This window comes from Streptomyces sp. NPDC101227, assembly GCF_044767545.1.
Taxonomy (GTDB): domain Bacteria; phylum Actinomycetota; class Actinomycetes; order Streptomycetales; family Streptomycetaceae; genus Streptomyces.
Window position 1 is genome coordinate 84,927 of sequence record NZ_JBIWOD010000020.1, and the last position, 15,116, is coordinate 100,042.

The following is a 15,116-nucleotide window of genomic DNA, read 5'->3' on the forward strand; positions in this document are numbered from 1 at the left end:
CTCAGGCACCTCCCGCGTCGGTGAACCCGTGGTGCGCGATCTCCAGCGTCTCGGTCGCCACGGCCGGGCTGGCCGGGTCCAGACTCGGCCCCTGCCAGCGCACGGGCAGCACCTCGACCAGACCCCACTGCGCGACGATCGAACCGTCCGCGCGCAGGGCGGCGATCTGTGCGGTGGGCCTGCGGATACCGGTGGCGATGGAGGAGATCCAGGCCGCCACCCGGGAGGTGTCGGCGGTGAGGGGCCGGGTGAGACGGATCGTCGAGTACGTCACGCGGGTGGGCAGCTGCCAGACGAATCCGTTGTTGCCGCCCTCCTGCCGCTGCTCCACCTCCACCTCGGAGGCCAGCCCGTCACAGCCGTTGAACAGGCCGAGGTCCTGGCCGTCGATGGACAACTTGAAGAAGACGGTGGATCCGGGGTCCTGGGGCGCGGGCATGGCCGTTCTCTCTTGGGGGCTGAGGGGGTGGTGGGGTGTGCGGTGGTGGTTCGGGCGGGTGGGTGGGTGGGTGCGCTGTGTTCGGTCAGCTCTGTTGGGTCAGTTGTGTTCGGTCAGCGGCCGCGGTCCCGCAGTCGGCCGACGCGTTCGCGGTCACTGCGCAACTCCGCCCGCAGCAGCCGCGACAGCGGTGCCACGAGGCGCCGGGCGAGCTCGTCGAGCTCGGCGGGGGTGGATCGCGCGGAGGGAGGTGCGGGCGGCGGGGCGGAAGTGGGGGGTGAGGCGGCGGGTGATGACGGGGGTGATGCAGGGGTGGACGTCCGGGACGGAGTGGGGCGGGTGGATGGGGTGGGCGTGGCAGTGGCCGGCGTTGAGGGGGGCGTGGGAGCGGTGGTGGGGGTGGTGGAGCGGGCTGGGGATGCGGTGCGCTGGGCAGGTGTGGCGGCCGGTGCCGACGGGCTTGCCGGGGTGTGGGCCGAGATGCCTGTGGGGGTGCCTGCCGCGGCACCTGTCGGGGCGGCGCTGGTGCGTTGCACGGGACGGGACGTGGGAGACGGGACGACCGGCCGCATCACCGGCGGGGTGAGGGTGGGTACGGGCGCGGGCATGGCCAGGGGCACGACCGGTGACGCCGGTGGGACGGCGATGCGCGGCTGCCCGTGGGGGGCCGGGACCCTGGGCGGAACCGGGGCCGGGGAAGGGGAGGCAGCCGAGGTCCGCTGGACCGTTGGCCGGTGAGCAGGCGGCTGCGGCGCCGGTCCCCCGGGCCGAACCGGCGCGCTCGTGCTCGGCGCGCGCAGCGGCACGACGGGCGTGGGCCGAGGCCCAGTTCCAGGCCCAGCTCCAGGCCAAGCTCCAGGCCCGGTTCCGTGCCCGGTTCCGTGCCCGGGCCTCGGCCCCGGTCCCGGCACCGGTGCCGGTGCCGCGCCGTATCCGGCATGCCCGCCCGATCCGGCGTGCCCGGCACTTCGGTGAGCAGGCTCGCGCGCGGCGAGCGCCCGAGCCGTTGCGAGAGGGGCACGTCGTACGCCCGGCGAGGGGGCTGGGGCAGCGGGCGCGGCGCCGTTCCCGGTCGCCGCTTCGCGCGTCGGTAGGGAGGTTCGCGGCGCCTCGGCACCGGTCGGCGCCTGCTGCGGTGGGGTGCCCGTCGTTACGTATGCGGGTCGTGGGGCGGTACGTGTAGGGGTGCGCTGGACGGCGGTGCGGCCGGGGGCTTCCGATGGTGGTGTGGTGGAGCGCGGAGAGTCCTGAAGGGGAGAGGGCTGGGGCTGGGGCTGGGTAACGGTGAGCGGCTTTGCGGATCCTCGGAGCGGTTCACCGGCTGCCGACGCGGTAGGCCGACGAGGCGCCTGGGGACGGGCGGTGGCTGTCGGGACCGGATCCGGCTGACCTTGGCGGTGGGGCGGCTGGTAGCGGGCGGGCGCGACCCGTTGGACGGTCGTGTTGTCCGCAGGTACGGGTACGGGTACCGGCACGGCCTGCGCAGGGGCTCCGCTCGGGGACGCCGGAGCAGGAGCGGGCGTGGGCATGGACGGGGGCATGGGCATGGCCGCCGGCTGCTCGCGGGCGGCGTCGGCTCCTGAGGGACGGGGCGGGAAGGCGTCGTCGCGCAGCGGCGGAACCGGCGGCGTGCTCGCGCGCTGGACGGGCGTCGGCGCCGCCGCACCTCCCGACGGCTCAGCGGGAACGAACGGTGCGCCGATCAACGGGCGTCGCCGGCCGGCTCGCGCCGTCGCCGCGGTGCTCGCTTCGGCACCTCGCGCCGGGCCCGAGGACGAGGACGAGGACGAGGACGAGGACGCATCGGTCCCGGCCGACCGCTGCGCCACTCGACGGCGTTCCTCCGGCGTCACGGATGACGGACCGCTGCCGGAGTCGGTCGGGGTTGCGGCTGCGGGGGTGGTGGCTGCGGGGGTGGTGACGTTGCCCAGGGGCGCTGCCCCTGGCCGTGACGCCGTCCGCGACGCGGTGGCCTCCGGCTCTCCGGGACTGCCGGAGGAGGGCAGCGGAGCACCAAGTCCCGTGGTGTGGCGCCGGGTTGACGCCGATCGCTGCACGGGGTGGTCCGCTCGGGGGCGGTCCGGTCGGGACTCGTGCGCGCTCGGCGTGACGGCGGGGGCAGGCGTGGGCGGGGGCGGGGGCGTGGACCGGGACGACGTGGGCGTGGACGTGGACGGTGCCGTCGGCGCGGCGGGCGACGTAGACGAAGGTCCACCGCGCGGCTTGCTCGGCGGGGCGGCTACGGGATCCGTGCCGCGCCCAGGACCGCTCGCGACGGCGTCGACTCCGGCTCCGGGTGCGTCTCCGGGGGCCGCAGTGGGGGCACCGTTCGGCATGGCGGGAGTCGACGGTGCAGCTGCCGCGGCAGGTGCACTCGGCGGATCGGAAGGGGCCACCGGGGCAGCCGGCGGAGGCGTGGCCGCGGGCGGCTTCGGCGCGGGCGTGCTCGCCTCCGCCGCCGGTTCGGGGGCGGGCCGCCGTACCCGGCGCACGGCCGCCCGTCGCTGCACTTCCCGCACGGGGGTTTCGGGACGTACAGGGACGGGGGCCGGCGTCGCCGCCGCGTTCATGGGAGTCGCGGCGGGTGTCCCGGGTCCCGGCAGGGGAGTCGGGCCCGGGACGGCTGTGGGCCGAGCGTCGGCCGGGGCCGTCGGCTCGGCGACGCTCGGCGCCGAGGAGTCCGGCGCCGAGGAGCCCGGCCTCGAAAAGCCAGGCGTGGGCAAGCCCGGCGTGGGCAAACCAGGCAGGGGCGAGCCAGGTGCGGGCGCGCCAGACATGGGCGACCCCGGCGTCCGGGCCGCATCGCCCGTCACGCCCGGAGTGACGCCTGCCCCGGACCGGCCTGCCCCGGACCCGCCCGCCGACGCGGGGCCGGTCGGCGTCGGGCCGAGCGGCGTCAGCCGGCGCGGCGGTACGGCGGCCACCCGTGGCGCCGACATCAGCGCGGGGCGTCGCGGCTCCCGCCGCACGGCAGTGGGCGCGGACACCAGCCGCTGCACGGCCGACGGCCGGACCGGTCCCGGTCCCACCGCCCCGTGGCTGGTCCCACCGGCCCTACTAGCCCCACTCGCACCACCGGCCATGCCGACCCCATCGGCCCCGCCAGGCTCGTCGCCCTCAGCCTCGTCGTTCCCCCGCCCCGCGACCGGCAGTCGCAGCAGCGGCAGATCGAGGCGGGCCGGGCTGCCCGCGCCGGTTGCCGGAATGGGGGTGAGGACGCCGCGCAGCATCCCGCCGGGTGCCGAGGCACGTACGTCATGCCCCAGGTCACCCCCGAAGGAAGGATCGCGATGCGCGCTCAGCGACGAGGCGAAACCGGCCTCCGAGACGGTGCGGGGCGCCCCGAGAATCCTCTGGACGGGCGGCACCGCCGACCAGCCGCCGCCCTCACCTTTCCCCTCGCTCCCGGCACGGGCGTCCACCGCCGCCCCGCCCTCAGGCCCCTGCGCGCCCCGCGCACTCCGAGGCCCCCGCCGCCACTTGAACAAGCCCATCCCCCGTCACTGCTTCCCTTCGGCCCGTTCCACCAGGGCCGCACTCTGCGCCACGTACGCGCGCCGGTCGGCGTGTTCGAGGTCGAGAATCTCGTCCATCCCCCAGTGGAAGTGGTAGGCCAGATAGGCGACTTCCTCCTCGATGCGACCGGCCGCGTACGTCACGATTCCCCCAGGCGGCTCCCGGCCAGCTCCACCTCGAAGGACTCCTCGCAGTGCGGGCAGGCCACGGCGGCACGGGTGTGTCCCTCGGCGTTGATCTGCCGGTAGAAGTCCTGCAGAAAGGCCAGGTCGGAGGCGAACATGTTCTCCACCGTGCCGTCGTGCACGGACCCGAGCGTGCCGAGCCGGGTGATGACCCGGCCGAGCAGCACGACCGACAGATAGGCCGGGTTCTCGCGTACGCGCACATCCCGCAGCGGAATCAGTTCGTCCCGTGCCGTCGCCAGACGCATGGCGCCATTGCGGTGGACGGTCCCGGACTCGTCCACAAAGCCGCGCGGCAGCTCGAACTCGAACTCCGTGCGCAAAGGCTCGCGTTGCTGTTGTGTCCCCGCCGGGCCGTCGCGCCGCATTATTCGATGACCAGCTCTTCGAAGACGATGGTGACCTGTTCGGTCAGCGCGGCCGCATCGCCCGCCTTGACCCCGCTGGTCTCCACCTTGCTGCACCAGGCATTGCGCATGTTGTAACGCTTCACCGGGTTGTTCTGGTAGTCCATCATCATGATGGTGGCGTTCTTACGGGCCGAACCCATATCGCCCGCAATGGACTTGTTGATCCACTCGCTGAACGCGCCGCTCTGCGTCATACCACGGGTCACCGTGCACTCGCCGGCCTTCTTCGTGCCGGGCATCTTCTTCACGACGGGCTTTCCGTCCGCCGAGACCTGCTGGTATTCGATGACGTCCTGCTCCATGGTCAGACCACTGACCTCCTGCAGATATTCGACCATCACGCCGTCGATCTGCAGGCCGAAATTGTGTGAGGTGAGGGCATCACCGGGCTGAAGGGACAAGGTGGTTCACTCCTGTTGAGGGAAGAAAAGGTGACGGGAGAAAGAAAGGAAGGGGACGGGGCTACGACCCGTATACGGCTGCTACTCCTCCAGCTCTCCGCCACCGCCCGAGAACTGCGCCAGCCGGAAGACCACGAACTCGGCGGGCTTGACCGGTGCGATGCCGATCTCGCATACGACGCGTCCCAGGTCGACGGACTCGACGGGGTTGGTCTCCGCGTCGCACTTCACATAGAAAGCGTCCTCGGGCCGCTGTCCGAACAGCGCTCCCGAGCGCCATTCATTGACCAGGAAAGCCGAGATATTGCGCCGGATACGGGCCCACAGCGCCTCGTCGTTCGGCTCGAACACCACCCACTGGGTGCCGATGAGAATCGACTCCTCCAGGTAGTTGAAGTAGCGCCGGACATTCAGGTAGCGCCACGCGGGGTCAGAGGCCATGGTCCGCGCGCCCCATACCCGGATTCCGCGTCCGGGGAATGCCCGGATGCAGTTCACACCGACCGGGTTGAGCAGGTCCTGCTCGCCGCGGGTGATCTGCAGTTCCAGATCGACCGCGCCCCGCACGATTTCATTGGCCGGGGCCTTGTGGACACCCCGCTCGGAGTCGTTGCGCGCCCATATGCCGGCCATGTGGCCGGACGGCGGCACGGTGCGCGACTGGCCGGAGGCCGGGTCGAAGACCTTGATCCAGGGGTAGTAGAGCGCGGCGTACCGGGAGTCGTAACCGGCGACCTCCTGGCGCCACTTACGGATGTCACGGGCGTTCAGCGAGGGCGGCGGGTCGAGGACGGCCATCCGGTCGCCCATCAGCTCGCAGTGCGCGACCAGCCCCAGCTGCACGGCCTTGACGTGCTCCAGGTCGATCAGGCCCTGCTGGTAGGCGGCCATCAGGTCCGGTACGGCGACCATGTTGACCTCGTCGAGCGCCTCCAGGCCGCCGAAGCCCGTACGGTCGGCGGAGTCGCCGATGAACCGGCGGGGGTCCAGCCGCTCGACGGCGCCGTTCCCGGCGGGGGCGGCGGGCGCCGGGGCGGGCGGGGAGAGGGTGACGCTCTGGGCGTCCGGCTTCGCCAGCTGTGCGGCCGCGACGGTCTCCTCGACGACGATCGCCTTGGACCGCTGCTTGACCTGCGCGACGACGTAGTTGCGCGCGCTCTTCTTCGCGCTGACGTCAAAGCTCTCGACGACCTTGTCGCCGTCCTTGACCACGAGCTTGAAGCGGTCGGCGGCGCCCTCACCCTCGGCGTCCTGCACCTCGACGGTGAGCGCACCGCCGTGGGTGGAACCGGCCGCGATCGCCGCGACCTTGAAGGTCCCCAACGACACCGGCTCCCCGGTGGTCAGCTCCCTGGGCGTCGCTTCCGAGGGTGCCGAAGGCTGCGGACCGTCCGCGGCCCCGCCCACGCGTACGACGTATGCCGCCGTGCCGCCGTTGTTGAAGAACCCGTACACGGAATGCGCCAGGTAATACCCGTCCGTGAACTCCCCGAAAGACGCCACGTACTGGGACCAGTTCGTCACCAGGGTCGGTTCGTTGAGCGGGCCGGTGGGCGCCAGGCCGACAAAGGCCGCGACGGAGGTGCCGACACCTTCGATGGGGCGTGAACCGCTGGCGACTTCCTCGACGTAGACGCCGGGGGACAAATAGGTGGGCACGGTCTTCTCTCCTCAGGTGGAACGGGGTATTACCAGGCGTCCACTGCGCCGGGTGTCATGGGCGTGTCGTTGCGCCAGATGCGCTGAGGGGCACCCGGCGCGGTGGGCCGCGGGCCGGTCACGGATGGTGGAGCACATAAAGCTTGTAGAGCAGTTCGAGCTGACCGCCCATGGACTTCTGCGGATTGAGGGCGTCGATGTGGAAGGTGTCGGCATGGTGTCTGCCGTCCTTTTCCCATTCCAGGACGTAGTCGATGGCAGAGCAGACGTGATAACTGTCCGGCACCATGCGCGCCTTGGCCTTGATCACCACCTGGCCGATTCCGCCGTCCAGAATCATCTTCTTGACCAGGTTTTCCAGGACGAGGTGATGACCGTTGGCGGCCGCCAGCCCCGCGGCGAGGTTACGGGGAACATTGGGCTGCTTACCGTCGTGTCCGCCGAACGTGAAAGCCAGCAGGTGCAGCCACTGCCAGGTGCCGCCTTCGCTCATGCCACTGGCAATGGCGGCGTTTTTTGCGGAGGTACCACTCATCGCCGCGTTCTGATCGGGCTTCCAGCCGCTCCGTTCACCGCCGCCCCACTTGTCGAGCAGCTTCTTGTCGACCGTAATGGGGCCGACGCTTTTCTCCGTCCCCGGGAACCGGCCCAGCGAGCCCTGCGCGGGCTTGCTCTCGCGGTCCATCACGGAGGGCGGAAGCACCAGCTCTTCCATCTCCGGCATGTCCTTCGCGTACGTGATGACGCGGTGACCGGTGCCGCCGGGCGAGTCAAAGGCGTATGTCGTGCCCTTCTTGAGTTCCGTGCCGTCGGCCAGCGCCACCGCGCGGGGGGTGGCCGAGCCGGGAAGGGGCTTGACCTCCGGGGAGGCGTAGTGGCCGGCCGTGCGCAACTCCTCGGAGATCTCCTGCTGTTGCCCGGGTCCGAGTTCGGGCTTGTGCAGGAGCCACTGCCGGTCGCTGCGCTTGACCATCAGACCGCCGCCGTCGGCGAATCCGGGCTTGGTGCTCAGGTGCTCATAAATGGCCTCGACCTCGGCCCGGACCTGCGGCCAGTCGGCATCGGCCCATCGGTAGCTGTCGCCCTCCTGCGGCCGCGGGTCTTCGAAGTAGAGGTCCCGGATGGTGTTCCAGTCGGTCTCGGAGAGCTTGCGCGGGCGCAGCTCCCGGCGTGCGCTGTGGACTCTCGCGCTCAGGTGCCGTCCCAGCTCGGACAGGGAGTTCGCCTTGGCGTCGAAGCGCTTCAGCAGCGACGCCTTGATCTTCGCGACCTCGGCCTTGTCGGCCCTTGCCGGGGAGCCGGTGTTCACGTCCACGTCCACGTCCATGCGCGTGTTCGTGTCGACGTCCATGCCCATGTCCATGTCCGTGGCGCCGGATGCGCCGTCCAGCTCCATCGGCGCGGGACCGGAGCTCCGCTGCACCGCGGGGCCGGCGCCGGAGTGGTCGTGCGCCTCGGGGTGCGGTGTGAGCTCGTCGTGCGAGCCGCCGCCGGAGAGCACCCGCGCCGCGGTCGCCTCCGCCTCCCGCTCGAACCGGTCCGACGGATCGCTCACCCGCGTCCCGTCGCCCCGGTCCGTCCCCGCGACCGGCCCGTTGCGCTGCTGGATGACATGGGTCAGCTCATGGGCGAGCATGTGGCGGCCGGCCGCCGAGGAGCCGTCGTACCGTCCGCGCTGGAAGACGATGTGCGAACCGGACGTGTAGGCATGGGCGTTGACCGACTCGGCCGATTCATGGGCCGTGGCATCGGTATGGACGCGTACGTCGGAGAAGTCGGCGCCGAGCCGGGATTCCATGTCGGCCCGTACCGAGTCGTCCAGGGGGCGGCCGGGTGTGCGCAGTACGTCCTGGACGGGGGAGCGCTGCACGGCGGGGGGCGCGGTGTGTCCGCAGCCCGCGCCGTGCCGGTGCTGCTCCTGGGCGGCCAGGGCGGCCGAGACGGCCGTGTTGCCCGCGGTCCGTTGAAGAGCGGCGGCGGCCTCCGGGGTGAGGCGCCCCGCCTCCCCGGTCGCCACCGTCCGGCGGGCCGCTTCGGGTGCGGGCGAGGCCGTCGTACGCGCGGCGGGCGCCGCCCCCGAGCGCTCGCGTCCGGAGCCCGGCTGCCGGTCCTGAGCCCGCATGTCGGTCCCCCATCCCCTTCACCACTGCTGACCGTTACGGGTCGGTGCCGATCACCGCTGGTCAGTCATGCCGTTCCTACGCTCTCGACCCTGGCGGACCGGCCGGTCCGGCTGTAGAGACGAACGGGCGCCGCCGGGGGCAGAGAGCGCTGCCCCTTCGGTCATGCGGGAGCAGTCGCACGCGCCGCGTAGTCGAGGTTCTGGGCGCGGATGACGCTGTCGAAGGACTGCTCGCTCCCGGCCCGGCCGTACAGCGCGAAGTAACCGAGGGACTTGCCGTGCTGCAGTGCGCTCGCGCGGTCGGCGGCGGTCTCGTACGTCAGGGTGTCGTCGCCGTCCCGGAGGATGACGGCGGCGAAGTGGTTCGCCCAGCCGTCCGCGGCCGCTCCGGTCAGGTCGATGAAGTGGTTCTCGCCCACCGCGGGCGCCTCGCGCCGCACGCTGAGGCCGCCGTCCGCCGGCCTGCCGATGAGCTGCGCCGCCGCCCCCTGGCAGTCGTTGGGGAGCGTGATGAGCAGTTCGTGCACCCGGCTCTCCTGGGACTCGACGGCGGGGAGCCCGGAGAGGACGTTGGCGGTCAGGCCCGGCATGAGGACGGCGAGGTCCGTCAGGCCGTCCCGGCCGGCGCGTTCGGGATACGGGAACCGCGCGGCGACCCAGCCTCCGCCCATCGTGGCCATCGCCAGTGTCATGGCCTCGGCCCGCAGCCCGGAGACGACGCCGCGCGCGGGCTCGTCCCGTGCCTGGCGGGCCGTCACGATGCGGCGGGTGAGGGCGATGAGCCGCCGGACTTCCCGGGGTTCGGTCAGCGAGCGCTGGTAGGCGGCGCGCTTGTCCTCGCGCCGCGCCGCGCTGTCCCCGCGTACCGGCTCGTGACCGGTGCCCTCGGGGTCCCGGCCCGCGGCTCGTACCGCGGCCTCGGCCCTGGCCTCGTCCTTGTAGACGGGCAGCACCCGGTGCAGGGTGCGCTCCCCCGCCTGCACCGCGGCCCCGCGCTCCAAGGTGATCGCCACCTGGCTCCGGGCGTCGAGGGCGCGCGCGGCGGCCGTGATCATGTCGGCGTCGGCGTACGCCTCGTAGCGGCCCCGGACCGCGATGCGGCCGTTGGCGGAGACCTTGTCGAAGCCCAGGGCGGCTTCCCCCGCCGCGTACCGCTGTACGTCCCGCGCGCTCCCCTGGTCCCGGCCCAGCGCACGGGCGACCCCGGCGTTGCCTGCTGTCCGCTGGAGGGCGCGCAGCGCGTCCGGTCGCCGGTCGGAGAGTGCCGACGCGGCGGTGCGGGTGTGCTCGGGTCCGCGGGCCGGGGCGCGTGACGCCGGTTCCTCGCGCGTGGTCCGCCGTTCGTGTGCGTGCACGTTGGCTCCGTTCTGGCGGGCGTCGGCCCAGGGACCCGAGGGGCCCTCGGTCCGCCGGCCCGTTGGTCCGTTGCCCGTTCGTTCGTGCTGGGCCTGCTGCCGATTTTCGGCCGGAGCGGGGCCGCGCCCAGAGGCGTAAGGGGAACCGAAGGGGCAGGGCGGTTGCCCTTCCGGACAACGGTGGGCGTCGGTGATGCACCGGTGGGCGGCCCGGCTGCGGGGGCGAAAGCGGGAGCAAATAGTGGGTCAATATCGGACGTTTTCGCGTTAGTCCTGGGAAGTCGGTGTCAGTGCACTCGGTTACCGTTTGGGGTAGCCAGCACATGTGTGCGGGTCCAAAAGGGCGGTCTCGCAGGGCGTTACGGGCAAGGGGAGCGAGCAGACAGTGCGCGGCGACGCGGTCGATCCGCAGGACGCAGCGGACGCGGAGGGCAGGGATGTGCGGTTCCAGGTGCTCGGCCCGGTGCGGGCCTGGCGGGGGGACCGGGCCCTGGACCTCGGCCCGCCGCAGCAGCGCGCCATGCTGGCGGTGCTGCTCCTGCACGAAGGCCGGCCGGTCCCGGTACCGCAGTTGGTGGACGCGCTGTGGGGCGAGCGGCCGCCGCCGCGGGCGGTGGGCACGTTGCGTACGTACGTCTCGCGGTTGCGCGGTCTGTTGGAGCCCGACCGGGGGCCCCGGCAGCCCGCGCGCCTGTTGGTGTCGGCGGGCGACGGGTACGCGCTGCGGGTGGCCGGCGGGGCGCTGGATTCGGCCGGATTCGAGGAACGCCTGGTCACCGCCCGCCGGTTGCGGTCGGCGGGCGACCTCACGGGGGCGTACGAGCAGCTGAGGAGCGCACTGGCGCTCCCGGAGGGCATGGCGCTGGCCGGGCTTCCCGGACCGTACGCGCAGCGGCAGCGCGACCGGCTCACCGAACTGTGTGTCACCGCCCAGGAGGAGCTCTTCGCGTGCGTCGTGGAGTCGGGCCGGCGCCCCGCCTCGACGGCCGGGTCGATCGCCGGACTGCGCGCCTTCGCCGCCGAGCATCCGCTGCGCGAACGCGCCCAGGCCCTGCTGATGCTGGCCCTGCACCGCGAGGGCCGGCAGGCGGAGGCCCGCGCGGTGTACGCGGCCGCCCGCCGCACCCTCCTCGCCGAGCTCGGCGCCGAGCCGGGCCCCGAACTCCGCGCGCGGTACGAGGAATTACGGGAAGGTGCGGCCGGGTCGACAGAATCAGCCGGATCGGCGGGCTCCGCTGCCGCTCGACCCGGCCGCGGCCCCGGCCCCGTCTCCGAGGCCGCACCCCCTGCCCGTCGCCGCCCGCTCACCGCCCCACCCCCGCACATACCGTCCCAACTGCCGCCCGATATCGCGGATTTCGTGGGGCGTACGCAGGCCGTCGCCCAGCTGGAGGACGCCCTGCGCGGGGCGGCGGGCGGACAGGCCCCGGTGGCGGCCACCCTCAGCGGGCTCGGCGGGGCCGGCAAGACGACGCTTGCGGTGCATGTCGCGCACGCCGTCCGGCCCCACTTCCCCGACGGGCAGCTGTACGTCGACCTCCAGGGCACGGACCGGACACCGGCCGACAGCGGCACCGCGCTGACGCACTTCCTGCGTGCCCTCGGCGTGACGGCGGGCGCCGTACCGGACGGGCTGGAGCAGAAGGCGGCCCTGTACCGCTCGCTGCTCGCGGGCCGCCGGGTGCTCGTCGTCCTCGACAACGCCCGCGACGGCGCGCAGGTGCGGCCGCTGCTGCCCGGGGCGCCCGGGTGCGCGGTGCTGGTCACCAGCCGGGCGCGCACGCTCGCGCTGCCCGGTGCCCGCCGTGTCGATGTGGAGGTGATGGACGAAGCGGAGGCGCTGGCGCTGCTCTCGGCGATCGTGGGGGCGCGACGGGTGGCCGGCGATCCGGATGCCGCGCGCCGGCTGGTCTCCGCCTGCGGCGGGCTGCCGCTCGCCGTGCGGATCGTCGCGGCCCGTCTGGCGGCCCGGCCGGGCCGGGCGATGGCCGATCTCGTGGCCCGGCTGAGCGATGAGCGGCGGCGGCTGGACGAACTCCGCATGGGCGACCTGGGCGTGGAGGCGACCTTCCGGGTCGGGTACGAGGCGCTCGGGCCCGGCCTGGCGCACGCCTTCCGGGCCTTTGCCCTGTGCAGTATGCCGACGTTCTGCCGGGGCGCCGCGGCGGCGCTGCTCGACACCACCGACGACGAGGCGGAGGCCGCGGTCGAGGAGCTGGTCGACGCGGGGCTCGTGGAGCTGCACGGCGACGACCGGTACCGCTTCCACGATCTGGTCGGGATCTTCGCGCGGCTGCTGGGCGAGCGGCACGACAGCCCGCGGGAGCGCGCCGCGGCACAGCGCAGGTTCCTCGACTATGTGCTGGCCACGGTCCTGACGACGGTGCGGCTGACCAGGCCGTCCAGCACCATGCCGGAGCTGCTGCGGCAACCGGACTCCCCCGGCCGCGCGCTCGCCGACGCCGACGCGGCGCACGAGTGGCTGACCCTCGCGCACACGCGGCTGTACGCAGCCGTGGAGCGGTCGTTGGACACCACCCCCGGCCTGATGAGTTCCGCCGTGGACCTCCTCACCGCCTGGTCCCATGTGCTCAGCGGCACGGCGCGCCACCGCGACCTCGAACCGCTCGTCCGGCGCGCGCTGACCGCCGCCCGGAGGCACGGCGACGGCGTGGCCACGGCGCGCGCCCTGCGGCTGCTGGGAGCGCCGCACTACGGCACCGGCGTTCAGCGGCGGGCGGAGTGCGCGCTCGGGGAGGGCCTGCGGCCGGCCGAGTCGTCCGGTGACCCGCTGGTCAGCGCCGAGGCCGCCCATGAACGGGGCGCGGTGCTCGTGGCCATGAGCCGGAAGGCGGCGGCGCTGCCCCTGCCGGAGGCGGCGCGGGACGGATGCGGCGCCCGGGGCGACCGGGCCGAGGTGATCCGGTTCCCCTCCCCCACGGCACGCGCGTACGTCGCGCCGGACCGGTCCCCCGGGGCCGATGCGCTCATCGATGCGGCGCCGTTCCGGGCGCGGGAGCCGGGGCGTGACGGCGCGCTCGCACCGGTCCGGTATCGGACCGGCGGTGCCCCGCTGCGGGACGGCCGTCCGCGGCAGGCGGCGGTGCGGTTGCGGCAGGCGCAGCGGCAGTACCACCTGGCGCGGGTCCTGCGTCGGGAGGCGCTGACCCGGTCCCGGCTCGCGTACCGCGAGCCGGCCGTGGGCGACCGGGAGCGGGCGGCGCCGGAGTGCGCCGAGCGGGCCCTCGCCATCGAACGGGAGGGGGACGACGCCTTCTGCCGGGGATTGGCGCAGGCGGTACCGGAACGGCTCGGCCCGGCCGGAGCGACGGACGTCGTCCGGCAGCTACGGGGCCCGGGCGGCGCCGTGGTGGGCCCGGCGGGCACCGGCCCGCCCCGGCCGCCCGGCGGGGCCCGTCGTCCCGGCAGCGGCCCCGGTACGGAACCCCGTGCGGGACCCCGGGCCGGTCCCCGTACGGACCCGCTCGCGCAACGACTGCTTCGGCAACGGCGGCGAGGCCCCCGCACGGCCCGCCACGACGACGGCACCGATGCCCCCGCCGTGCCGTGGACACCCGTCCGCTCACCCGGGGCCGTCGGTACACCCGGGTCTGCCCCCGCTCTGCCCTTGCGGACACTGTCCCGCGGCCCCCGGAAAGGTTGACTGCCCGGGTGAGTATGTGGACTTCACTGGAACCGGCCGCCGTCACCGTCGACCCGGGTGCCGCCGCGACCTTACGGCTGCGCATCCGCAACACGGGCGACACCGTTGAGGAGTACCGGCTGCGGCCGGCCGGCGACGCCGCGGGTTGGACGCGGGTGGAGCCGGACGTACTGCGGCTGTACCCCGGGGCCGAGGGCACCGCGCAGGTCACCTTCGCGCCCCCGCGGACACCGGACGCCGTGGCCGGGCCGACGCCCTTCGGCATCCGCGTCGAGCCGGCCGAGCACCCCGAGATCCGCGATGTGGTCGAGGGGCAGGTCACGGTCGGGCCGTTCACCGAACTCCGGTGTGAGCTGGTCCCGCTGGCCGTACGCGGCAGATGGCGGGCCAAGGCGGCGGTCGCCGTCGACAACCTCGGCAACCAGCCGCTGACGGTCTCGCTCTCCGGCCGGGAGAACGGCGACGCCCTCACCGTCGAGGCCGAGCCGGGTTCGGTCCAGGTCGCCCCGGGCCGCGCCGCCTTCGCGCGACTCCAGATCCGTCCTGCCGCGATCAGTTGGGTGGGGGGCACCAACAAGCACCCCTTCACCGTCTCCGCGCTGCGCGCCGGAGTGCCGGACCCGACCGAGCTGCGGGGCACGTACATCCAGCCGTCCGTGCTGCCGCGGTGGGCGATGGCGGTGTGCTCGCTGCTGGTCGCCGCGGCGCTGGCCTTCGTGGCGCTGTGGTTCACGGCCCAGCCCACGGTGGCCACCAGCGCACGGGAGAAGGCCGGCGTGCCCCGCAAACTCCCGGAGAACCAGCCGAAGCCGCCCTCGCCACCGCCGCCACCGCCGTCCAAGGCCCCGGAGGAGAAGCCCGAGGAGCCCGCACCGGATCCCTCCAAGGACGAGGGCCCGAAGGAGCAGACCATCCGGTCCAACGCCAACGGTGGCTGGTACCTCCAGGCCAACGGGGGCAGCCAGGTGGACGGTACGCAGATCGGCCAGAGCGCCCAGTGGACGGATGACCAGTTCGGCCGCAACCAGTGGTGGATCATCCACCACTACCCCGAGGACAACACGGTCGCCCTGGAGTCGGGCAGTGCCCCGGGCAGCGTTGTCCAGCTGAAGGAGAACACCAACGAGGTCGAGCTCTGGAAGGCCGACCCTGAACAGCTCAAGTCGGGCCGGCTGCCGCCTCAGCAGAAGTGGCGGCTGGTGGACGCGGAGGACGGCCGCACCCGCATCGTCAACATGCGCAATCAGGAATGCCTGACCGACACGCAGAACGACAAGGGCGCGCTGTCCTGGCAGTGCTCCGACGGGCCCAACGACGCGCAGGACTGGAAGATCGCCGAAGGGCCGTGAGGCCGACCGGGGCCGG

Annotated in this window: 9 protein-coding genes; 2 read left to right on the top strand and 7 right to left on the bottom strand. The window is 73.4% G+C overall.

Annotation, left to right across the window (positions count from 1 at the left end):
* Position 1: 1 nt before the first annotated feature.
* The 7 genes from ACIRPT_RS34070 to ACIRPT_RS34100 all read right to left on the bottom strand — a co-directional run bounded on the left by ACIRPT_RS34070 (position 2) and on the right by ACIRPT_RS34100 (position 10,087).
* Positions 2 to 439 (bottom strand): phage tail protein, encoded by a 438-nt coding sequence (locus tag ACIRPT_RS34070; protein WP_238575831.1) that lies wholly within the window; start codon positions 437 to 439, stop codon positions 2 to 4.
* Between the two features lie 3,500 nt (positions 440 to 3,939).
* Positions 3,940 to 4,098 (bottom strand): DUF6760 family protein, encoded by a 159-nt coding sequence (locus ACIRPT_RS34075; protein ID WP_403513855.1) that lies wholly within the window; start codon positions 4,096 to 4,098, stop codon positions 3,940 to 3,942.
* Positions 4,095 to 4,508 (bottom strand): hypothetical protein, encoded by a 414-nt coding sequence (locus ACIRPT_RS34080; RefSeq protein ID WP_403513852.1) that lies wholly within the window; start codon positions 4,506 to 4,508, stop codon positions 4,095 to 4,097. The genes ACIRPT_RS34075 and ACIRPT_RS34080 overlap by 4 nt, the downstream gene beginning before the upstream one ends.
* Positions 4,508 to 4,951, bottom strand: coding sequence for a phage tail protein (locus ACIRPT_RS34085; protein ID WP_018087540.1), 444 nt, complete (start codon positions 4,949 to 4,951; stop codon positions 4,508 to 4,510). The genes ACIRPT_RS34080 and ACIRPT_RS34085 overlap by 1 nt, the downstream gene beginning before the upstream one ends.
* An 81-nt stretch (positions 4,952 to 5,032) precedes the next feature.
* Positions 5,033 to 6,610: a phage tail sheath subtilisin-like domain-containing protein gene (locus ACIRPT_RS34090; protein ID WP_403834347.1), complete on the bottom strand. Its 1,578-nt coding sequence runs from the start codon at positions 6,608 to 6,610 to the stop codon at positions 5,033 to 5,035.
* 118 nt (positions 6,611 to 6,728) lie between these two features.
* Positions 6,729 to 8,732 (bottom strand): DUF4157 domain-containing protein, encoded by a 2,004-nt coding sequence (locus ACIRPT_RS34095; protein ID WP_403834350.1) that lies wholly within the window; start codon positions 8,730 to 8,732, stop codon positions 6,729 to 6,731.
* 161 nt (positions 8,733 to 8,893) lie between these two features.
* Positions 8,894 to 10,087, bottom strand: coding sequence for a hypothetical protein (locus ACIRPT_RS34100; protein WP_403834353.1), 1,194 nt, complete (start codon positions 10,085 to 10,087; stop codon positions 8,894 to 8,896).
* 385 nt (positions 10,088 to 10,472) lie between these two features.
* Here ACIRPT_RS34100 and ACIRPT_RS34105 point away from each other — a divergent pair, with 385 nt between their 5' ends.
* Together ACIRPT_RS34105 and ACIRPT_RS34110 are read left to right on the top strand one after the other, a co-directional pair.
* Complete coding sequence (locus tag ACIRPT_RS34105; protein WP_403834355.1) at positions 10,473 to 13,751, top strand: AfsR/SARP family transcriptional regulator; 3,279 nt, start codon at positions 10,473 to 10,475, stop codon at positions 13,749 to 13,751.
* 8 nt (positions 13,752 to 13,759) lie between these two features.
* Entirely contained in the window at positions 13,760 to 15,100 is a 1,341-nt protein-coding gene (locus ACIRPT_RS34110) for an RICIN domain-containing protein (protein ID WP_403834357.1), read from the top strand.
* The last annotated feature ends 16 nt before the right edge of the window (positions 15,101 to 15,116 follow it).

Excerpts from the sequence above, each read along its gene's own strand:
- ACIRPT_RS34070 (WP_238575831.1), bottom strand. The coding sequence starts at position 439 with ATGCCCGCGCCCCAGGACCCCGGATCCACCGTCTTCTTCAAGTTGTCC.
- ACIRPT_RS34080 (WP_403513852.1), bottom strand. The coding sequence starts at position 4,508 with ATGCGGCGCGACGGCCCGGCGGGGACACAACAGCAACGCGAGCCTTTG.
- ACIRPT_RS34095 (WP_403834350.1), bottom strand. The coding sequence starts at position 8,732 with ATGCGGGCTCAGGACCGGCAGCCGGGCTCCGGACGCGAGCGCTCGGGG.